This is a genomic window from Arenibacter catalasegens, from assembly GCF_002909235.1.
Taxonomy (GTDB): Bacteria; Bacteroidota; Bacteroidia; order Flavobacteriales; family Flavobacteriaceae; genus Arenibacter; species Arenibacter catalasegens.
On record NZ_PHQQ01000011.1, the window covers coordinates 72,821 to 94,333 of the forward strand.

The window sequence follows — 21,513 nt, forward strand, 5'->3', positions numbered from 1 at the left end:
ATGGGTTCTGGATCAATAATTGACCTTTTTGGGGTTGAAATTTTAGAGAAATTATCTAATTCTTGTGATTTACTCACTAAGGGAGATTTGAATGCTCCGATGTTTGCCATCCAGTTCCGTTCAGGCGGGCGTCGAAATATTAAAAGTTGTTTCCTTTCTTTGCCTCGTGGGCATGCCCTGAGGTAATGGACCATTTAAGTGAAAAAATAGAACAAATTCGCTGGAAATATGAAATGGAATTAGGGATGCAAAGAAAGAGCCTTTGCTGAATAAGGTTAAAAAATATGTTGCAAAAATAATTAATAAAGTGTAGAAATATGGCATCAGGATTTTTTGCGTTGTTGGACGATATAGCCAGTTTGATGGATGACGTTGGGGCAATGAGTAAAATAGCGGGTAAGAAAACAGCTGGAATTTTGGGAGATGATCTGGCGGTAAACGCAGAAAAAGCTTCCGGTTTTGTGTCCTCAAGAGAAATTCCAGTGCTGTGGGCCATTACAAAAGGGTCATTATTGAACAAACTGATTATTCTACCCGTTACTTTTCTGTTAAGTGCATTTATACCCATGGCTGTAACGGTAATTCTTGTTTTGGGTGGACTTTATCTAGCGTACGAAGGGGCTGAGAAAATCTATGAATTTCTTGTGCCCCATGAACATTCAAAAACGGAGAAAGTAAAAACCAACCTGACTAAGAGTGAAATTTTGTTGTTGGAAAAGGAAAAAATAAAGTCGGCCATTATAACCGATTTTATTCTCTCCATTGAAATAGTCATCATAGCCCTAGGAACAGTTGTTCAACAACCTATATGGACCCAGGTAATGGTTGTTTCCATCATTGCCCTAGTGGCAACTGTAGGCGTTTACGGAATAGTGGCGCTGATAGTTCGGATGGATGATCTAGGCCTAAAACTTATTGCACTTAATGGAGACAAGCGCAGTATATCCGATTTTATTGGCAAGTTTCTGGTAGCTGCACTACCGGTGGTCATTAAAAGTTTATCGGTAATTGGTACCATAGCCTTGGTTTTGGTAGCCGGGGGTATTTTTGTGCATAACCTGGAATGGCTACATCATTGGCTTCAAGAAATACCGGCCCTTTTAGCCGAGTTTATTGCCGGTTTGGTGATCGGTTTTCTGTGTTTATTGGTTGTGATGGCCGTCAAAAAGATTTGGAAGGCTTTTGGGCCAGGAAGGAAAGGGGCGGAAACCTCCGAATGATTCATTCAAATTATATTAGTATGTCTGGCCTTGATGAGGTTGGGTAGCTTAAAAATATTTGGATTAATATTGACTTAGAACTCTTATCTAATACCTTTATAGAGGTCATTGGAATCCATGAAAGATTGAATTGTCAAAGGATTCATATACCGCTGCTTTGTGATAACATTATCATCCGAGGAATAATCATCCGATGCACCCCGCCATTCCGGAATTCCCAAAGCCGCTCTAACATAGGTACTCCAATCATAAAGTTGATAACCTAGGCCATGGTTAATGGATATTAGGTCTGTATGGTATTCGAATTGATCGATATATTTCGAATTAAGCATCTTAAAGATTAAACCACCCAATTGCCACATTTTCATTTCCTGATATTCTGAAATATGGCCTAATTCATGGCCCAATACCCCGATTTGGGCATTGTACGGAAGGTTATAAAACAAGATTGGTGCAAGCGTTGCATTGGATTTGGTACTTATAGTGATAACGTAATTCCGGTTTTTTGCCTTTTTAAAGATGTGGAGTAACCTTGGACGGGACGAAAGTGGCGTTGTTCGCTTGCGAAAACGAAAGGTAATTTTAGCATCCTTTAATTCCGGATAGTAGGAAAGAGCGGTCAATACTTGCGCCCTTATTTTAGATGGAATACGCTTGTTGGTTTCAAATTTCGAATATTGAATGGAATCAAATTTCTTTTGAATTAACTGTTTCTTGGGAACTTGCGACTCTCCGGTCCATACGGATACCAGAATAGCTAAAACAAAAGCGTAATAACAGTTGGTAGTATTCATTACCAACTATTTTTTTAAGGAAAACTGGTACTGGAGCGAGAGGGTAGCGGTCCAGTCCTGAGCGACGTCCTCCCCGCTGGTAATTACGTTCATTTCCCTTCCAAATCCCGCTGTTATACCAATTAAGGAAGAAGTGTTTTTTATGGGTAAGAAATAACCAACTTCTAACCATGGCTGGAGGACAAGAGTGTAAGTTGTTCCAGTGGTGGCATTTGGGTCGTTCAGATCTTCCCAGTCTATCCATAAGTTCCACGCATCTAGATGCGCACCGGCGACTATTTTTCCTTTCGTAAGCGGATAATGTTTTCGGTAACCCATAGAGCCTCCAAAACCTCCACCTTCTTCATGGTCGTTTTCATCACTAAAGTCCTGGCGGTCCGTGAGGTTGCCGCCTAAACGAAAGAAAAGAGACGAGTTTTTCGAAATATAACGCTCAAGATTTATTGTTGGGATAATTCCTGCCGGATACACTTGGACAGATAGTCCTAGGTCCATTCTTTTATGGGATATTTCTTTTTGTGTTCTCTGTGCATAGGTTAAAGAAACAAAGCAAGTGAATATTAATACGAAGTACGTAAAAGATGGTTGCCTCATTTTATATCAATTTTAATTTAGCCTCCAGTTTACTATTGGCCCTAAGCATGGCCGTGCCATCCTTATAACTCAGGTAACCATGTCCTTTTTGATTGTTGATCCGGCTTATTTGATAAAGTAGTTTCCAATGCCTGATGATTTCTTTCCATGCAAAAAAAAGGGAATGTCTGGGGTCATAAATATGGGTTGGTTCACTACCGGCACCGTTGATTTCTATGATGCTGAATTTTTTTCCCATTGATAATTCTTCAAAAGAGGAAAATAACACATCCAATCGGCCGTAATAAAATCCCGGAATCTGAGAACAAATGGAATCGATTTTGTGCAACAGTTTTTCACTAGCTTTATCAGAGTCATCAAAAAATTTAGCGCCCCTTGTATGGCTTCCATAGGGGACTAGAATAAATTTTTTGCCTTTTGCCAAGATGGCATCCAGGGTATTGCCATATTTTTTTTTCAAGGAGGCCAGTTGGAAATAGCTCCTAGGGTTTTGTTTTATTAATTGTAGAATAGAATCCTTCCCATTTCCGATAACAGATAAAAATTCTTTGGATACAATTCCTGTAATCCGACCACTTTTCTCAGTAGGAAGGCGTACATAGAATATGCCTACTTCCTTTGGATACTCAATTAGCTCTTGAATCAAAAAATCGTCCGAAATTCGGTGTATATAAGATTGAAGTCTATCCATATCTTCAATATTATATACCCCAAATGCCTTCATGCCAATATCCGGTTTAGCGATCAAAGGAAAACGGATGTCTAAACGCAACAAGGTCTCCAGAATTTCATTTATAGGCATGTTCTGTTTTATGAGTATGGTTTTTGGAATGTACTGGGATGGTATCAGATCATATATTTCTTTTTTCGATTCCATGGCCATACCCCCATTCTTGATGGAAGGATTTGCGGCACTAAAAAAGAAGAACGACCTCGCCCTTATCGCAAAGTACAACCAGACAGGGAAAATGGGGTAATAGATTGCTTTCATATCCCAATATTCCCAGTGCAATAATTTATGGACCTTTAGTTTTAAATTGTTCATAATAGTGCTTTAGTTATAGAGTTTAAGGCAACTGGTGCGGGATTTGGTTTTAGCATTGAGCAAATCGAAATGGGTAAAATCCAATTCATCTTTTTTTATGACCGCTTGCGTGATGCTCACAGTTTGTAATCCGTTATTCCTATCGATTACAAATCCGTTTTCAAAATCGTCATTGTTATTCAAATGGAAATCGACGATGCTATTTTCATTGAGCCATTCGTTATTTTTCAGAAATTCCTCGAATAATTGCTCACGTTCTTGAGCGACCTCTTCGTTATATAGGGTAACCGAGGACCAAATGTAATTTCCATTTGGTTTGAGTTCCTTTCGATGTTTGGTCGAACCATCCCACCTAAATTCTAACAGTTGGCTGCCATTAAAAAATATCAGCGTAAAAGGTTCTATTTCGATAAGATTCATCTTGGCGAACTGAGTTTCGGGTGCTTCCTCGCCAATGATTTTTAGCAATACTAAGCCCCTGCTCATAGCATACCTTTCCTTGGGAATATGTTTTTGAAAGGCCCCATTGAGCAAAACCAGGGCAACACCATCTTCCCTGATGGCAAACCAAGTGCCTTTGCCCTTGGGATCCTTTGGATAGATAACTTTGTAGTTATTTATACGTTCTTCATTTGGATAAAAAGCAGTGGGCCTAGAGACGTGTTCATCACGGTTAGACGTTATGATACTTTTATTTTGGTGCGATATGAAGCTTACTGTACACATTTACTTCTGTATTGAAGGGTTGAAGGGGCGACGCCGAACGAATCGGACAAAATAATGTCGGTGAATTGATTAATTGCTACCTTGATCAATGCCTGATGGTGAATAGTGTGTTCCAAATTGTACATTACCTCGCGGAAATAATTGGATTCTATTTTTTCTTCGGCCCCGTTCAATTCATAATACAATTGCAATTTCCTTTTTGGCCTATCAATGGTATTTTGTATCCGATGCAATTGATCTATGGCAAAATGCACATCGACCTCTATTCGTTTGTCCCTTTTTCGATTATCGTAATAAACGGTCGCCTCCTCATACCCATCCAGGAGACACTGGTACAATTCTATAATATGCCTTGTATGCTGCCCAATTGAGGCACCTGACAAGGTATTGCAAGGTGTGGTATAAGTGTCATGGGGAAGTTGCAAAAGAACTTCCTTAAACTGTTCTAGGGTTTGGATAGAGGTATTGAACATAATTATTAAGTTATAATTGGTTTTAGGTGTTTTTTATAGAACAAAAACAGTAGATATGTTGAAAAGCCTAGGTATAGCGCACCCATACCATATGAAATTATATATTGGAACTGCTGGTAGTTTTGAAAAACGTATTTACCTGTAAAAATAAAAATGAGCAATCCCAACATAGAGCCTAAACCTATTCCAAGAATGTAAAAAGAATACATGCCCCCTTCGTTATTTAATTTGTTTTTGGATACCAATATGCTATTCCAACCCATCCAAAATGGAATGTGCATTGGGTTAAGGGTGCTCAACAACAATCCCCAAATAAAGGAAGATTTCACCAATGGGATTACATTGGTGTTTGCTCCCAAATCCCTGGGATTAGCAATGGAACTAAAACTTGAAAATGACAGATACATTAGGAGAAGTATGGCCAGTGGCATCAGATATAAAAATATTTTGTTTCCAAGATCAAAGGTTTTTGCCCCCATTAGGGTAAGCCTAACCACAACCAATTCTACAAGAACAACACCAAGGGAGAAAGTAATGGCATTCCAAACATTTTGAAATGCAGCAATTTGAAATGCAGTAATATTTAAGGTTCCCAATGGAAGCGAACCCAAAAAACTGATCAAGAGTCCGATCAATGCTATTCTTACATATTTGTCCATGGTGCTGTTGTTGAAAATTATATTGGGACTACTGCTTAGCGTAAACCGATTTAACAGAAACTTCTACATCTTTAGCTATGTTGGTAGAGGGTTTACCACCAGAAAAAGTTATGCCGTAATCGGCTAAAACTATTTTCATTTTAGTGTCCAGAGTTACCTTTTCACCCAAAACCGTGACGGTTGCATCTTCATTTATAACCTTAGTTTCTCCTTTGATGTCAAGGTTTCCAGATACAGCGGCTGGATATGTGCCGTCTTTGGAAAAATTAATTTTCCCAAGATTTGTTATTTTTCCCGTAAACTTGGCTTTTGGATATTTTTTGGTATCCAGAAATTTATTACTGTTAAAATGTTTTTGCATCATCGCTTTTTCAAATTCGAAGCTCTGCATAGGCACGGAAAAGACCACATCACCCGTTGTTTTGTCGAGAGTGCTTACTACCTTGTAATTATTGGCTGTTATGTCCTCCAAGGCAGTATGTGAAAAGAAACTAATATGGCCATCCTTACTTACTAATTTGTCTGCCAACGGTTTAAAGGCATACAATGAAACTACTGCAAATACTACTGCTAATACGGATATTTTTTTCATCTTTTACTTGTTTTAATTTGTTGTTAATTAAGAGTTGTTTTAAACTATTTTAATACTATATCACATTTTTCCATAATTACGTCTTCATAAAAATCCAAGTCTACATCAAAACCTGCTCCTGACCGTATAACACCTTTTACGGTGACTGTTTCACCTATTTGCAGATTTTCTGTGTGCTTATTTGTTTCAGCCGTGAAGGTGCAGCTCACACCTGCCTTGTCTCCAGGATTTTTTAGAAGGATCACTTTTTGATTGTTTAGATCTTCATTAATGGACACTACCGTTCCGGTAACTGCCAATATTTTGGAGTCCCCTTCTTCCTGCAAGTATTTTCCATTGGCCAAAGCGGCATCGGCCAGGTATTCATTTACAATATCGGTAGACGAAACACTGAAATCTGTTTTAGCTGATTGTACATCGCGTTTGGGCATATTGAACATATAATAGGCAACCGCAATGGCTATTACTAGTCCAACCCCAAATGTTAAGGATATAATTTTTGTTGTTTTCTTCATATTGCATTTAATTATTGTGATTGAACAGACGATCATTAAATTAATCCTGACAACCATTCCAAATAATTTTGATTTAATCACTAATTTCACCCTTAAGATATTGTCCTTAAGTACCTTGGTTAATAAGGAATTGTACAACCTCTGTAAGGGAAAGTATTATTTGGAGTCCAATTGATTGAAGTATTGGTTAGGCAGTTAACCAATCTTTTACTTGATACTGCTATGGATTGTTTCATCAATTAATATTTTTAATATGCCAGATGTTCACGAGTCAAATAAAACAATGGAGAACTGGTTCCATCTCTATTCCGATGCCTTGTTTGGCTGGGCTTATCATAAAACATCTTCAAAAGAAGTAGCAGAAGACTTGGTTCAGGAAACGTTTTTGTCGGCGGTTAAAGGTTTCAAAAACTTCAAGCAAAATAGTCAGCCCAAGACCTGGCTTTTTGCCATACTGAATAATAAATTAATAGACCATTATCGAAAAAAGGCCAAATCGGCTACCCTAGCAAATAAGGGTGCAGAATTGAAGTTCATAAACCAAACCAACTCTTTTTTTGATTCCCATGACAATTGGTTACCTTCAGCTAAGGACGTGGCATGGGAAGAGGAAGTTCACCTTCTGGACGACGAGGAATTTAGAGGAATAATGGAAAATTGTGTAGGCAATTTACCCGATAAGTGGCGGTTGGCGATAATTTCCAAATACCTTTCTGATAAAAGTGCGGATCAAATCTGTCAGGAAATGAAGGTAACACAGTCCAATTATTGGCAGATAGTGCATCGTGCTAAATTAATGCTTAAAAAATGTATCGACCACAATTGGATTCAGTAAAACGTTTAGATTAAATAGAATTGCCATGTATATAATCAGAAGAATTTTGGGTAGTGCAACTTTTTCCTGTAAGAGAATTACGGAGTTGGTAGAAACAAAAGAGAGGAGAAAATTGTCCTTTTGGGATGGAATTCGATATAAGACCCATTTGGTTGTATGCAAGGCATGTAGGTCTTATGAAAAGCAATCCAATGTAATAAATAAAGCCCTTGTAAGATTAATATCCACTCCTCCAGAAAATTTAAAAGGCCTTGATGATTCAGCTAAAATAAAGATATGGGATAAGATCAAGCAGCATGGGGAATAGGCTAAATCATATTTCTGCTAACAATTAGTGATGACCAGCTATTGATAATTGTCAATATTTTGTAGAATTGAATTTTTTTCATCAACATTGATTATAGACTTTATACTCAGTTTTTGTACCATATAAGGCGGAGTAAAAGTTACCCTTGTATTACTTGGTAATTGTAGTTAAATCAATAATAATCAGTGAAATATGTCCAATGATTATGATGTTAATCCAACCTTATTCTTTATACCGGACATATCGGGCTATACCAGCTTTATTAATCAGGTAGAAATTGATCACAGTACACATATCATTAAGGAACTACTTGAAATAATTATTTCAGCAAATGTTTTGGACTTAAAGATATCAGAAATTGAAGGTGATGCCGTTTTTTTTTATCGCACAGGTAAAGGGCCTACAGTTGAAGAACTAATTGAACAGGCCGAAGAAATGTTCACTAAATTTCATCAGCATTTAAAATTTTACGAACGGGATAGAATCTGCCAGTGTGGCGCTTGCTCAACAGCCAATGAGCTTAGCTTGAAATTCGTTAGCCATTATGGGGAAAGTACCTCCAGAAAGATTGGAACTTATAATAAATTATTTGGTCCGGATGTTACCCTAGTGCATAAATTGCTCAAAAACGATATTCCCTTTAACGATTATTTACTTTTTTCATCAACCATTAATATTTCCAAAGGATTGGAAAAATGGGATTGGTCTACGATGAAAAAAGGGATTTACAACTACTCTGATATTGGAGAAGTCACCTACAATTACATACCTCTTTCCCCATTGAAATCCAAACTGAAGGAACTGCCAATCAGGACCAACTTTCACCCATACGGAAAGCCGGTTTCAGGTTCGAAAATTGTTAATGCTTCATTGATAAGACTTCATGGGGTAGTAACCAACTTTTCTCTGAGGCCAAGATGGATCTTTGGATTGAGACTTATTCGCAACAAAGGCAATCATCTTAGTACGGTTGGATCTAAACATTTATGTGTATTACCCATAAATAGTATGGAATTTGCAATTACGGCCCAGCATATAGACGAGGGACTAATAGAATATACGGAACAAAGTAATTCCATAAAATGGCTGGCACCCCTTACTTTGCTTTTTATTTTGAAGCGCAATTCCGCCGATACCTCTGTAATTACAATCCATATTCATTATAGAAAGAATTGGCTATCCAGCTTAGGTCTGAACTTTCCCCTTAGATGGATAATGAAATTGGTTATAATGGTATCGCTCTTAAAATTGCATAGATATATCAAGGGCATATCTGATTTAAAGTTGTGATATGCTAATACGAAGGTTTCAATTTTTAACTGAGCTTGACAATCTAATGTGAATTTAACATAATTCTTAAGTGATTGTTTGTCAGGGTTTCAGATTCGCTCGTCTGTTATAGCAAATCGTAAACCATGCGCACCATACTTGTATTTTTGGTTTCCTGCCTTTTATGGCAACCGTTGGCTTCCCAGACATGTTGTTCCGGCGGGGTTCCGCTGTCTAATAATCTTGGTTTACCAAATGAGGGTAGGGGAGTATTTTCCATAGGTCTTAATTATGATTATAATAATTTAAACACTCTGAACGCTGGTGACACAAAACTTGATGATAGCTCTAGACAAAGAATAACCAACTCCCTACTTTTAAATTTAGGCTATGCTTTTACCGATAAATTGGCTGTTGAAACACTTTTTACCTGGGTAAACCAATCCAGGACCATCTCACAGTTTGGCAATGAGAGTTTTACTGAGACTTCTGGGATAGGCGATGCCGTATTTCTTCTCAAATATTCCCTCCCTAATTTTTTAGGTAATGGCACTGTTTTTAATCTGGGAGCGGGAACCAAAGCACCAGTAGGAAAATCTGACATTGCCACTGATCAGGGGATACAGTTAACCGCAGACTTACAACCAGGTAGTGGAGCCTGGGACGGTATTGGTTGGGCATCGGTTACTAAGGGGTTAAATTTTAGGCCATCAGCTACAATCTCAGGTAGTTTTACGTATAGACTTACGGGTGTTAACAATTCATATTTGAACAATACGGCCACCTATGAGTTTGGTGACGAACTTCAGGCCAATTTGGCATACACCGATCAATTTTTATTATTCAATACCATATTTGATCCTGGTGTGGTTTTTAAGTACAGAAAGGCCTTTGGGGATAAAATAGATAATCAGGGCATTCCCAATACAGGTGGGGAGTGGATATTTATTCGCCCTGAATTGGCGGTACGGCTAAGTCCCAATCTGGGTATCAGTTCCCGACTCGAACTACCCTTGTACAGTAATATTGAAGGTACCCAGTTAACACCTACCTCCCGTTTCTCCGTGGGGGTTTATTTTAAGCTGAACACACAAAAAAACACAATTAATTCAAATTATAAGCTATGAAAAAATTATTGGTTTGCGCATGTATCGCGCTATTGTATTCGTGTAGCTCCTCAAGTTCAACAGAACAAGTAGCACCTGGCCAGGGGAACAATGATCCCCCAATAACAAGTTTGGAATGGAGCATACCAAAATCTGAGGTTTTGGATGGCGGTCCCGGAAAAGATGGCATACCGGCTCTGGAAAACCCGAAGTTCATCAATATTTCCAATGTGGATTATCTTTCGGATACGGATTTGGTAATCGGTGTAAAGAATGGGTCCGATGTTAGGGCCTATCCACATATTATCTTGGATTGGCACGAGATAGTAAACGACGATTTGGGCAATGTCTCTGTTGCTGTTACCTATTGTCCCCTTACAGGAACAGGAATAGGGTGGGACAGGGTCATGAACGATAACAAGACCACTTTTGGCGTGTCAGGATTATTGTATAACACTAACTTGATCCCTTATGACAGGGCAACAGGAAGTAATTGGTCACAAATTCTGAACGAGGCTGTTAATGGAGAATTGTTAGGTAATGATGCCGTGTTGATTAATATGATAGAAACCGACTGGAAAACATGGAAAAGCCTTTATCCCAATTCACAGGTCCTAAGTCTAGATACAGGATTTTCGCGTACCTATGGGGTGTCACCTTATGGCGACTATAACACCAATAATTCCAGATTTTTATTTCCTGTCGAAAAAGATCCACGATTGCCAGCTAAAGAAAGGGTTCATGCTATTATTGATGGTTTAGATGCCAAAACCTACCAGTTTTCTTCTTTCACTTCCAACAACATAATTAGGGACAGCTTTAAAGGGAAGGAATATTTAATAGTGGGCAGTACCAATTTTATAGTCTCCTTTCAGCTGAACGCGGAACAGTCCCTATTAAATTTCGAATACGTATTTAATGGTTCGGAAACTTTGGTAAAGGATAATGAAGGGAATGAATGGAATATTTTTGGGGAGGCGGTTACCGGACCCAAAGCGGGGGAATTTTTAGATAGCGCCAGCTCCTTTATGGGCTTTTGGTTTTCTATACCCGCCTTTTACAATACCGTAATTTACAGCAACTAAATATTATTTCTAATACTTGGAAGTAGTTAATAATTGGAGCGATGGTAAAAAAGGAACGTTGATAGTAAATGCTATCAGGTACTTGGGCTTTTTCTTAACGGCACTAAATTTTTTTTGATCATGTGATTACCATGTGGTTCGCAGGATGTCTTTGGCACTAGTTTTGAAGATTGATCTTAAATTTATAGTACCGGTACAGCTCTTCAGGTTCTGACCCCCGCCATTTTTTCCAGTAAATCCGTAAAAATATGAGCTGCAAGTTCCAAATCCCTATCTTTTCGTACATACGTGCCGAGGTGATCAATCGTTTTCTAATAACCTTAAAACGGGAATGCATGTAAAGTCTTTTAATCAAGTCATTGTCCTCGTACACTATGAATGTTTCGTCATAACCACCTAATTTCCAAAATAATTTTCTGCTTACGAACAGAGACTGATCTCTTCCGCGGCAGTATCTATGATTGATGACGGTTAATCGCCCCATTAGCCTTAACCACCAATGGTCATTATCGAATCGTAGCACAAAGCAACCCGCATGATAGTCGTTTTTTATACTATTCATGATAAGCTGATCGAAGTTTTTTGGGGGGTAACTATCGGCATGTAAAAAGTATAGTGTTTCACTTTTTGTAATTTTAGCTCCAGCGTTCATTTGCCGAGCGCGTCCTTTTGGACAGGAAATCAAGATAATATCCTTATTGGCTTCCAGAATCGAGAATGTGCCGTCTGTACTTCCTCCATCAATAACTATGACTTCCATGATGAAACCACAGCTATTTTGTTTTAAATAATGAAGTAGGTTTTGTATCCCGTGCTCCTCGTTAAAAACAGGAATAATTATACTGATCATTGCTGCTAGTCTTGTTCGTTAAGATTCCAATCGTATTCCTTAAAGCTTATTTTTGCCTTTGGGTCTATTTTAACCTCGGTATATGGATCGATATATGATATTAATTCGCCATCTTTAAAATCGCTTTTGTACCACTTGAAAATTCGCGACAACTCTAATTTATTGGTGCTGATGGTATTGTTATCCGAATTGATAAAGCCTAGTGTAACTTTTTCCAATTGTTCATTCAATTTTTCCGGAGTATAGGCCTCGTTCAATAGTTTAGGACATGAACCGGAGGCACAATTGATGGCAAAATGGATACGCGGTTCGTTCATTTTTCGGAGGATACTGTGCTCCAATGCACCCAAGGAGAGTTCTTTGTCGCCTATTTTTATAAACTCTTTGGTCCAGGCTCCATCAATATCCTTAATGCTCTTTACTGGATAATTCTGAAGGATTAGTTTTACTGTATGCGCATTGTAAAGATTAATATAGTACGCTAATTGTTCTTGAACATTCCAATCGTTTGTTGGAACCTGTGCTCCAAGTGAGTTCAGATAGTCTTCCAGTTTACTTTTGTCTTGCAAAAATCCTTTGTAGTCTACCTTGCCTTCGCCGGTAACATACTTTTTCAATAACTGTGTCCACTGTGTATGATCTATACGAATTACGTAGATATTCGCCGCAGAAGCTAAACTTCCATTTACTGTTTTGGCAGGCAGTCCCTTACCATTAAGGCCGGCCATGGACATTAGGCCATAGCGATTGTTTAAGTAAAACATTGCTACAAAAAAAAGTATGGCTCCGCTAGCTATCAATATTTTTTTCATGAGTTAATTTTTTAACATTGAGTTGTAATACACATATACTAGACGAAGAAAAAGGCAATCCTGACAATCGCCACAATATTTAATGGTTCGTTTTTTTTATATAAGAATTTGTCAGGAAGTTGTTGGGGAACGACTATTTAGTAAATAAGGCCAATTGAGTTTTTTGTTGGTGAAAAGACCTAGAAGTTCGGGATATCAAGATAAATTTTACAAATAATTTCGATATCCCTCTTTTAGGCACTAGCTTAAATGGATATCAACAAACCAAAACTCAAACCGCCCTATGAGCACCTATTTAAAAAACAGTCATACGGATTTCTTGAAAATCGATACGCCCCAAATAATCGAGGTTGATCGATTGATGATGGAGGAGTACCATATTGAACTCATCCAGATGATGGAAAACGCCGGACGCTGTTTGGCCATACTTGTTAAAGAACGTTTTTTCAATGGCGATGTCGAGGGAAAACATATTGTGGTCTTGGCAGGAAAAGGTGGAAATGGAGGTGGAGCACTGGTAGCTGCAAGACGTTTACACAATTGGGGCGCCAAGGTAAAAGTATTCACCACTGCCCCCGCAGAAAAATTCACACCTATTCCAGCCCATCAATATGCTATTTTAAAACGTATGGGGTTAACCATGGAATTGGCCGATGAAGTGAATAATGTTATCAAGGCCGATGCCATTCTTGATGGAATTATAGGTTATAGTCTAAAGGGTAATCCTCATAGTTCGGCAGCGGCTATGATTCATTGGGCAAATAGTAAAAATGTTCCCATTGTGGCCTTGGATACGCCATCTGGATTGGACCTGAACAGTGGCACCCTCTTCGATCCCATTATTGTGGCCTCTGCAACTTTGACTCTGGCTATGCCGAAAGTGGGATTGTTTGAAAGTGAGGCAAGAAATGTGGTAGGTGAGTTATATGTTGGGGATATCAGTGTCCCATCTGAACTTTACAAAGAAAAAAGTTTGGGGTTGAAACCAACCAATATCTTTAGATATTCGGACATAATACGGATAAGTTGATATTTCCACTTCTTAAAACAAGCAACACGTTCGGAAATCGACTTTACTATTCAAAACTAATTTGGAAACGATAACTATCAAACGGGAATACGAAAAATAAATAATCACATATGAAAAAACCAATACAAATTGCGCTCTTAAAAGATTTGGAAAATAAAAAACCGGTCCATGCCTTGGTCAACGATCTTGATCTTGTTATTGTTAAGTTTGATGATGTTCTTTCAGTACTGTATGGCAGATGCCTCCACCGAGGAGCATTGATGGCCGACGGTCATATTGATGGTGATAACCTCATTTGTGGTGTTCACGGATGGGATTATCGTTATGATACTGGGGTTTCCGAATACAATAACGAAGAGGTTTTACATAAATTCACCACCAAAACCGATGGCGGAAAGCTGTATGTAGATGAAGCGGAAATAAATGCCTATTTGAGCAAAAATGCGCAGCCCTTCAAGCGCGACGAATATTTAGGGGCTTATGCCGATACGCATCCCGAAGATACCGAACCTTACACCGGTTATATTAAGGAACTTGCCAAAAATGGTCTTAAAAATTTAGGCCACCATGGGCCTTCCGCATCGATGGGAGTAGATAGAAATACCCTTCCTAAATGGAACGATATCCAATTCTTGCCAGCGCAATTGGCAAGCAGACCCCTGTTGGATGAGGAGAAGGTCGTCACCAGAACGGTCATCGGGCCCAACGCCAAAAAACCGTTGAGTCTGGCTATTCCGCTATTCGTAAGCGATATGAGTTTTGGTGCACTTTCCCGTGAAGCAAAAATATCCCTATCGAAGGGGGCGGAATTGGCAGGCACTGGAATTTGCTCGGGTGAAGGCGGTATGCTGCCCGAGGAGCAAGCCAATAACAACAACTATTTTTACGAATTGGCATCGGCACAGTTTGGGTTTTCTTGGGATAAATTGGATTATGTACAAGCTTTCCATTTTAAAGGCGGTCAGGGTGCTAAAACGGGCACCGGAGGCCATTTACCAGGCTCTAAAGTAAGCGCGGAAATCGCTGAAGTTAGAGGGTTGAAAGCGGGGGAAACGGCAATTTCTCCAGCTGCCTTTCCCAATTTCCATGGCGTTGAAGATTTTAAAGCGTTTGCGGAAAAGGTTCGGGAGCGAACAGGAGGCATTCCCATAGGATTCAAAATAGCGGCCAGCCATATTGAAAAGGATATCCAGTTCGCCCTTGATGTTGGTGTGGATTATATTATTTTGGATGGTCGTGGTGGAGGAACAGGTTCTGCCCCGACAATTTTACGTGACAATATTAATGTGCCTACTATTCCGGCATTAGCGCGAGCTAGGAAATATTTGGATAAGGTCGGTGCCAACCATGTGACTTTGATCATTACCGGAGGACTAAGAGTCGCCGAGGATTTTGCCAAGGCCCTAATGCTGGGTGCCGACGCTGTAGCCGTCTCCAACGCTGCACTTCAGGCCATCGGCTGCCTGGGCATGCGCGCTTGTGGCAGTAACAACTGTCCGGTCGGCATCGCTACTCAAAAAGAATCGCTGCGCAGTAGATTGATAATCGATTCTTCTGCGAAGCAACTGCATAATTTCTTTGATGCGACTAACGATCTGATTAAAGTAATCGCTCGGGCATGCGGTCATGACGATTTTGCAAAGTTCAATTTTGATGATCTATCGACTTTCGATCATGACATGCATCGCCTAACAGGAATTAACTATGCGGGTATAACCCCTTAAAAGAATTTGAAATGGAAAAAATGATACACTTGGCTGCTCAGTACCTGGCCACGGCCGGAATTAGTTTTTTGGAAAAAAAGGAAGATGATAGCCATACCAACTTAGGGTTCGATGCCAATACCGGATATCTGGAAACCTGGCCCCTGAATGAGAATGGATGTAAAATTGCACTGGATTATATGCAATTTTCCTTACATTGGATAAGCAACGATACCACGCGGCTGACTATATACCTCGATGGAAAATCGCATGCTGACATTGTACAATGGGTGGATCAAGTCACTACGGCTCTTGGCCGAACCGAGCCTTATTCATATAAGCTGCATTATGAACTGCCCTATGATAAAATTACTAATGATTTTACTTTTTTAAAACCCCCGCAGGAGGAATTGGAAAGATCATTGAATTATCGCAGAATTGCACAGAATGCTCTGGAAAATATAGTTAATAATATGAAATTTAGCACCACGATCCGCGTATGGCCCCATCACTTTGATACAGGGGGCTACGAAATAATCAACAAGGGCAAGCAGATCAGCGTAGGTTTTGGGTTGGCCATTCCGGACATGCTAATAAATGATTTTTATCTGTATACTTCCGGTTATAAAGACAATGATGGTATTGATACCAGTGCATTTGATAGGATTACATACGGCGACTGGATGAATGAAGGTTTTAAGGGTGCAGTGCTACCCATGAAAAATGTCGACCAAGCAGAGGCCATTACTTTTTTTAATGAAAGTATCGTCCAATATGGGGCATTATAACCTATCAATTTTGAAAGGGGCTTATCCGTCTAGTTCAATAGGGTAATTCAAAATTTTCATTTTGGGAATTTCAAGATGGGTTAAAACCTAAATCCATATTTTTGAATGATATAAATCAACAAATTTTTAAATGATCAAAGCTGTAATTTTTGACCTTGATGGAACACTTGTACAGACCGAAATATTAAAGGCGGAATCTTATGCCCAGGCCATTCAGGTATTGACCAATGGTGCCGTATCACAGGAAATGGTGCTGGACAGTTTCGGGAAGTATGTTGGACTTCCCAGGGCCGAAGTCGTAAAAGGACTTTTTGAGGAATTTAGAAACCCTTTGTCCGAGCATCTCGTTGGCCTTGATTCTGAAAAGGTGCAGGAAAGGGTTATTACAAGTAGACTGGACATCTATCATGAAATGCTAAACGATAAATCTCTTTTGTCCAGTCATTTTTGTCCCTTTAATCTTGGTTTGCTACATAGTGTTCATAAAGAAAAGTTTCGTACTGTTGTCGCCACCATGTCGCATCGCAATGAAGCTGAAAAGGTTATCCAAGCAATGGGAGTTTTCGGAAAATTGGATATCATTCTAACTAGCGATGATATTAGCCAAGGAAAGCCACATCCTGAGATTTATTTGAAAGCTAAGGAACTGCTTAAAGTGGAATCTACGGAATGTTTGGTTGTTGAAGATTCTGTAAATGGAATAAAGGCGGGGCTTAGTGCAGGAATGCACGTTTTTGCAGTAACCAATAGTATTACGGAAAAGTCCGTAAATACAGCCAATTTACTAAATGATAAATTTATAATAGACGATCCCAGGGAGCTTAGTAAAAGGGTTTATCAATATATTGAAGAAATGAATAGCTTATAAAATTAGTTTGCCAAATGGTTTTAATGCAATGGTATTTTGTAATTCCTTATATGAACAGGAGTTGTATTTTATTCGAAGATTTAAAAGGTGGTAGTCTAATACATTGAAGCAGTAAACCAACCCCTTAGGCATAAACAATGGCCAGAAAATATAAAACTACTATCCAACCTTACCCATTACGCTTTAAATATTTAATTTGGTACAGCTATAACGTCCTTGGTAGATTGTCTTTTAACAAGCTCGGTCTTTAAAACAACGGTTTCATAAACTACCGGTTCCTTCTTTTTTACTTGTTGCATTTCCTTGTACAGTTGCTTAAAAGCTGCTTTTCCCATGAGGTACCCTGGTTGGTCAATGGTCGTAAGGGTAGGGGAAATGACGGATGACATGAACCAATTACTAAAGCCGACTATGGAAATATCTTCCGGAATTTTGATACCTTGTTCATTGAACTCCGTAATGGCCCCAATAGCCACTAAATCGGTATTAATAAAGATACCATCAACATCGTTATGATCTTTTAACAATTGGTGCGCATTCATTTTTCCCTCTTCAAAGCTATTATCTCCGCATTCACAGATATATACCAAGGAAGGATCGTACTGCATTTTATTATCCAAAAGAGCCTTTTTGTAACCTAGAAACCGATCAATAGAGTTTTGAGGTAAAAGGGCTCCTCGGAAATGAGCAATTCGCTTACAACCTGTATCAATTAAATGTTGGGTAGCAGTGTAGGCGGCTTTTCTATCATCGATAATAATTTTTGAGCATTTTACTATTTTGGCAATCTTATCAAACATGACCAAAGGTTTATCTTGGGCAATAATTTCGGTCAAATGCTTGTAATCGGCCGTACCATTGGCCAATGAAATTAAAATACCATCAACCCGCTGGCTTAATAACAGTTGAATCTGTTTTTTTTCCATTTCATAGGATTCATTGGATTGAAGAATGATGACCAGGTATCCCTTTTCTTCTGCCTGGGCGATTATCCCCTTAATAACGTTCGAAAAAAAATGATGAACAATTTCTGGAATTATTAATCCAACGGTCTTGGACTCTTTGGTCCTTAAGTTAACGGCAAAAGAGTTAGGTCTATAGTTAAGGGTTAGGGCCAATTCCTTGACCAAAGCCTTGGTTTTTTTACTAATATCCGGATAATCCTTTAAGGCTTTGGAAACAGTTGTTACAGATATGTTTAATTGTTCCGCAATTTGTTTTAAGGTAACAGGTTTCATCCAGTAGAATTGTTTTTTCTCTAATGAATATACGAATAAAATTAAAATCGAAAACGTTTTCGTTGTTTTCGAAAACGTTTTCGATAATGAATTTGATATTTTGAGGCCTAAATAAGTATAAATTGGGCAAAGGTGCTTCCAATAAATGTAAAATATTGGAATTTAAAAGTCAGTCAATGAACTTGTAATCAGATAGTGACCTGATATTGAATGTTAGTTAAGAGTGCCGGATTGTGAAGATGTAATTAATTAGGTAGGTGTAAAATCATTTATTGAGAGATTGAAAACCTATGTCAAAATATAGAAGTTCTTTAGGTTGGTTGATTGTTTTTTTAGGTGTTATGTAAAAGAGTTGATGTTTTAGCAATAATATGTCAGCTCTTTTTCTAACCCAGATTTCATCCCAATGAAATAAAAGTACTACAAGGTCTCCTTATTAAATACCACAGCAGGTTGTTGAAGTTTACAATAGGAGCGGAGTTGCAGATTTGTCATCAGGTTTAATAAACTGATACAGATTTTAAAAATAAAGCTTAGGGTTATAAATACTTATTGTTTGCCGAGGGTGAACGAAATTCACTAAATTCATGGGTTATCAAAATCTAGTTAAACAACAGAAATAACCTTCAAAAGATTAAAGTATGCTCAACAAACCTAAGTTAAGTTTCTGGCAAATTTGGAATATGAATTTCGGATTTCTTGGAATACAATTCGGATTCGGATTGCAACAAGCCAATATGAGTCCTATTTATAGATATTTAGGGGCGGACGAAGCACAAATACCTTGGCTTTGGTTGGCTGGTCCTCTTACAGGTTTGTTGGTGCAACCCATTATTGGTGCCATGAGCGATAAAACTTGGACTAAACTAGGTCGTCGCCGCCCGTATTTCTTAGTAGGGGCCATTTTAGCCAGTATAGCCTTAATTTTTATGCCCTATTCGTCCACCCTTTGGATGGCAGCCGGGTTGTTATGGATTTTGGATGCCTCAATGAATGTTGCCATGGAACCTTTTAGAGCTTTTATAGCGGATAAATTACCAGCGGAACAAAGAACCTTAGGATTTTCGGTTCAAAGTTTTTTTGTAGGATTGGGACAATTTTCGGCAAACATAATGCCTTGGTTGCTAGGATTTTTAGGAATTATTACCCTTGGGGCTTATGGTGCAATTGCAGAGTTGGAAAACTCCAATGGTATTCCTGATTTTATTAAATATTCCTTTATACTGGGAGCTATGGTAATGCTAGGTTCTGTGTTGTGGACCATTTTCACTACTAATGAGTATCCTCCTGAAGATATAGAAAAATTAAAAAAGGAAAAGAGAAGTTTTGCTAAAGTTTTCATTGAAATCAAAGAAGCACTTTTAAGCATGCCTAAGATTATGAAACAGCTTTGGTGGGTTATGTTCTTTGTATGGTATGGCCTTCCTTTAATGTGGCAATATCTGTCCTTAGCCATTTCTAGGCACGTATTTGGAGCAGCTTCACCCGAACATCCTGACTTTGAAAAGGGGGCCTTTTATGGTGGAATTAGTCTGGCTGTATTTAGTGTAGCCTGTTTTACAATTTCATTCGCCATTCCATGGATAGGAAAGAAATTGGGACATAGATTAACTCATGCCGTTTTCTTGGTTATTGGAGCAATAGGTTTTTTTGCCATGCAAATGGCCACAACAACTACAATGTTTTACCTATGTATGTTTATGGTTGGTTTGGCATGGGCTTCCATTATGGCCGTTCCTTACGTAATACTATCATATTCTGTACCCCATGAACGCATGGGCGTATACATGGGTATTTTTAACATGTTTATAGTGGTGCCCCAATTTATAAGTATGGCTACAGTGCCGTTTTTTTATGATTCCTTGTTTCTTGGGGATCCAAGAAATGCTTTGGCCTTTGTAGGAGTCTGTTTTGTCCTGGGAGCCATTTCTTGTTTATTTATTTCCAAAGATTATGCTAAAGCACAAATTAATTGAATATCAATCATAAGTATAAACCTTAATGACCACTTATTTTTTTATGAAGGAGATGGTCTTAAGACGGAGTTAATTAAAAGAATAATAATTTGAAAGAGACCAGGAGAGAAATAGATATTCTATGTGTTGGGGAAGTTCTTATCGATTTTATTGGGCACCAGACTGGGGTAAATATTAACGAAACTAGAGATTATCATAGATATTTAGGTGGTTCGCCTACCAATGTTGCCATGAATTTGGCCAGATTGGGATTAAAATCGGTATTGGTAGCCGCTGTAGGTGATGATGCTTTTGGGGATTATATTTATAAACGACTTAATGAAGTTGGTGTTGATACAACCTTCATAAAGCCCATTGAAGACACCCCTACAAGTGTGATTTTTGTTTCAAGATCAGAAAGCACACCGGATTTTATTCCCTTTCGTAAGGCAGATTATCGCATTACCGAAAATCAAATAAGCAAGGATACTCTAAAGAATACAACCATATTTCATACCACTTGTTTTGCCCTAAGCAAAGTGCCTGCTCAGACCACCATTTTAAACAAGGCCAAAGAGGCATATAGTCAAGGTTGTAAATTAAGTATAGATGTGAATTATGCCAGAAAATTATGGAAAAGCCAAGAGTTGGCACTAACGGTAATTAAGGCATATTGCAAGTTTGATCCTTTGGTCAAAATTAGTGAAGATGATATGCTAAGACTTTTTGAGCAAACATTGTCGCATGATGAAATATTTAACTTTTTCCACTCGGAAGGGGTAGATATGGTTTGTTTGACCCTTGGTAGTAAGGGAGTTAAGTTGTCTCAAAAAGGAAAAGGCGTTATTCAATTACCTGCCATAAAAGTAGATAATATAATGGATGCCACTGGAGCCGGCGATGCATTTTGGTCAGGATTTTTATTTGCATATATAAATGAGAAACCTGTTGAAAAATGCTTGGATGTGGCATTAAAACTAGCGGCACTAAAACTACAGAATGTAGGTAGGTTGCCTGATAATATCAATGTTTTATCCAAACTCTTATAA

The 21,513-nt window shown here is 38.5% G+C and carries 23 protein-coding genes; 12 read left to right on the forward strand and 11 right to left on the reverse strand.

Annotation, left to right across the window (positions count from 1 at the left end; translation table 11 throughout):
• Window positions 1-317 precede the first annotated feature (317 nt).
• The gene (locus CWD90_RS10585; protein WP_103476001.1) at window positions 318-1,220 is read left to right on the forward strand and encodes a DUF808 domain-containing protein; all 903 of its coding nucleotides are present in this window, start codon (window positions 318-320) and stop codon (window positions 1,218-1,220) included.
• A gap of 83 nt (window positions 1,221-1,303) precedes the next feature.
• On the opposite strand, the gene CWD90_RS10590 is transcribed toward CWD90_RS10585, so the two are convergent.
• The 8 genes from CWD90_RS10590 to CWD90_RS10625 are packed head-to-tail and all read right to left on the reverse strand — an operon-like array spanning window position 1,304 to window position 6,618.
• Window positions 1,304-2,014, reverse strand: a complete 711-nt coding sequence (locus CWD90_RS10590) for a hypothetical protein (RefSeq protein WP_103476002.1) — start codon at window positions 2,012-2,014, stop codon at window positions 1,304-1,306.
• Between the two features lie 6 nt (window positions 2,015-2,020).
• On the reverse strand, window positions 2,021-2,608 hold the full coding sequence (locus tag CWD90_RS10595) for a hypothetical protein (RefSeq protein ID WP_103476004.1): 588 nt from the start codon (window positions 2,606-2,608) through the stop codon (window positions 2,021-2,023).
• 1 nt (window position 2,609) lies between these two features.
• Entirely contained in the window at window positions 2,610-3,653 is a 1,044-nt protein-coding gene (locus CWD90_RS10600; protein ID WP_103476005.1) for an ATP-grasp domain-containing protein, read from the reverse strand.
• Between the two features lie 9 nt (window positions 3,654-3,662).
• Window positions 3,663-4,379, reverse strand: coding sequence for an NRDE family protein (locus CWD90_RS10605; RefSeq protein WP_103476007.1), 717 nt, complete (start codon window positions 4,377-4,379; stop codon window positions 3,663-3,665).
• Window positions 4,367-4,852: a hypothetical protein gene (locus CWD90_RS10610; RefSeq protein WP_103476009.1), complete on the reverse strand. Its 486-nt coding sequence runs from the start codon at window positions 4,850-4,852 to the stop codon at window positions 4,367-4,369. The genes CWD90_RS10605 and CWD90_RS10610 overlap by 13 nt, the downstream gene beginning before the upstream one ends.
• A gap of 5 nt (window positions 4,853-4,857) precedes the next feature.
• A complete protein-coding gene (locus tag CWD90_RS10615) occupies window positions 4,858-5,511 on the reverse strand; it encodes a LysE family transporter (RefSeq protein WP_103476011.1) in 654 nt (217 codons plus the stop codon).
• A 28-nt stretch (window positions 5,512-5,539) separates the two neighbouring features.
• Window positions 5,540-6,103: a YceI family protein gene (locus CWD90_RS10620; protein ID WP_103476013.1), complete on the reverse strand. Its 564-nt coding sequence runs from the start codon at window positions 6,101-6,103 to the stop codon at window positions 5,540-5,542.
• Between the two features lie 44 nt (window positions 6,104-6,147).
• A complete protein-coding gene (locus CWD90_RS10625) occupies window positions 6,148-6,618 on the reverse strand; it encodes an OB-fold protein (protein WP_103476015.1) in 471 nt (156 codons plus the stop codon).
• A gap of 253 nt (window positions 6,619-6,871) precedes the next feature.
• Here CWD90_RS10625 and CWD90_RS10630 point away from each other — a divergent pair, with 253 nt between their 5' ends.
• The 5 genes from CWD90_RS10630 (at window position 6,872) to CWD90_RS10650 (ending at window position 11,220) form a co-directional block, all read left to right on the forward strand.
• Window positions 6,872-7,453, forward strand: a complete 582-nt coding sequence (locus CWD90_RS10630) for an RNA polymerase sigma factor (RefSeq protein WP_103476017.1) — start codon at window positions 6,872-6,874, stop codon at window positions 7,451-7,453.
• Between the two features lie 25 nt (window positions 7,454-7,478).
• Window positions 7,479-7,760: a hypothetical protein gene (locus tag CWD90_RS10635; RefSeq protein WP_103476019.1), complete on the forward strand. Its 282-nt coding sequence runs from the start codon at window positions 7,479-7,481 to the stop codon at window positions 7,758-7,760.
• Between the two features lie 192 nt (window positions 7,761-7,952).
• Window positions 7,953-9,050: a DUF2652 domain-containing protein gene (locus CWD90_RS10640; protein WP_103476021.1), complete on the forward strand. Its 1,098-nt coding sequence runs from the start codon at window positions 7,953-7,955 to the stop codon at window positions 9,048-9,050.
• 125 nt (window positions 9,051-9,175) lie between these two features.
• A complete protein-coding gene (locus tag CWD90_RS10645) occupies window positions 9,176-10,156 on the forward strand; it encodes a transporter family protein (protein WP_103476023.1) in 981 nt (326 codons plus the stop codon).
• Window positions 10,153-11,220 carry a DUF3179 domain-containing protein gene (locus CWD90_RS10650; RefSeq protein ID WP_103476025.1) on the forward strand — a complete coding sequence of 356 codons (1,068 nt, stop codon included), beginning with the start codon at window positions 10,153-10,155 and terminating at the stop codon, window positions 11,218-11,220. Before CWD90_RS10645 ends, CWD90_RS10650 begins: the two co-directional genes overlap by 4 nt.
• Window positions 11,221-11,377: 157 nt before the next feature.
• Here the strand turns inward: CWD90_RS10650 and CWD90_RS10655 are convergent, their stop codons facing one another.
• Window positions 11,378-12,070, reverse strand: coding sequence for a TIGR04283 family arsenosugar biosynthesis glycosyltransferase (locus CWD90_RS10655; RefSeq protein WP_103476027.1), 693 nt, complete (start codon window positions 12,068-12,070; stop codon window positions 11,378-11,380).
• Window positions 12,071-12,075: 5 nt separating this feature from the next.
• Window positions 12,076-12,882: a DUF547 domain-containing protein gene (locus CWD90_RS10660; RefSeq protein WP_103476029.1), complete on the reverse strand. Its 807-nt coding sequence runs from the start codon at window positions 12,880-12,882 to the stop codon at window positions 12,076-12,078.
• Between the two features lie 283 nt (window positions 12,883-13,165).
• Between CWD90_RS10660 and CWD90_RS10665 the strand changes: the two genes are divergently transcribed.
• The 4 genes from CWD90_RS10665 (at window position 13,166) to CWD90_RS10680 (ending at window position 17,271) form a co-directional block, all read left to right on the forward strand.
• Entirely contained in the window at window positions 13,166-13,912 is a 747-nt protein-coding gene (locus CWD90_RS10665; protein WP_103476031.1) for an NAD(P)H-hydrate epimerase, read from the forward strand.
• Between the two features lie 110 nt (window positions 13,913-14,022).
• The gene (locus tag CWD90_RS10670) at window positions 14,023-15,636 is read left to right on the forward strand and encodes a glutamate synthase-related protein (RefSeq protein ID WP_103476033.1); all 1,614 of its coding nucleotides are present in this window, start codon (window positions 14,023-14,025) and stop codon (window positions 15,634-15,636) included.
• Window positions 15,637-15,647: 11 nt separating this feature from the next.
• The gene (locus tag CWD90_RS10675) at window positions 15,648-16,403 is read left to right on the forward strand and encodes a hypothetical protein (protein WP_103476035.1); all 756 of its coding nucleotides are present in this window, start codon (window positions 15,648-15,650) and stop codon (window positions 16,401-16,403) included.
• Between the two features lie 130 nt (window positions 16,404-16,533).
• On the forward strand, window positions 16,534-17,271 hold the full coding sequence (locus CWD90_RS10680; protein ID WP_103476037.1) for an HAD family hydrolase: 738 nt from the start codon (window positions 16,534-16,536) through the stop codon (window positions 17,269-17,271).
• A 191-nt stretch (window positions 17,272-17,462) separates the two neighbouring features.
• Here the strand turns inward: CWD90_RS10680 and CWD90_RS10685 are convergent, their stop codons facing one another.
• On the reverse strand, window positions 17,463-18,509 hold the full coding sequence (locus CWD90_RS10685; protein ID WP_103476039.1) for a LacI family DNA-binding transcriptional regulator: 1,047 nt from the start codon (window positions 18,507-18,509) through the stop codon (window positions 17,463-17,465).
• A gap of 683 nt (window positions 18,510-19,192) precedes the next feature.
• Here CWD90_RS10685 and CWD90_RS10690 point away from each other — a divergent pair.
• Both CWD90_RS10690 and CWD90_RS10695 read left to right on the forward strand, forming a co-directional pair.
• Window positions 19,193-20,485, forward strand: a complete 1,293-nt coding sequence (locus CWD90_RS10690; protein ID WP_205161232.1) for an MFS transporter — start codon at window positions 19,193-19,195, stop codon at window positions 20,483-20,485.
• Window positions 20,486-20,574: 89 nt separating this feature from the next.
• Entirely contained in the window at window positions 20,575-21,513 is a 939-nt protein-coding gene (locus CWD90_RS10695) for a carbohydrate kinase family protein (RefSeq protein WP_103476044.1), read from the forward strand.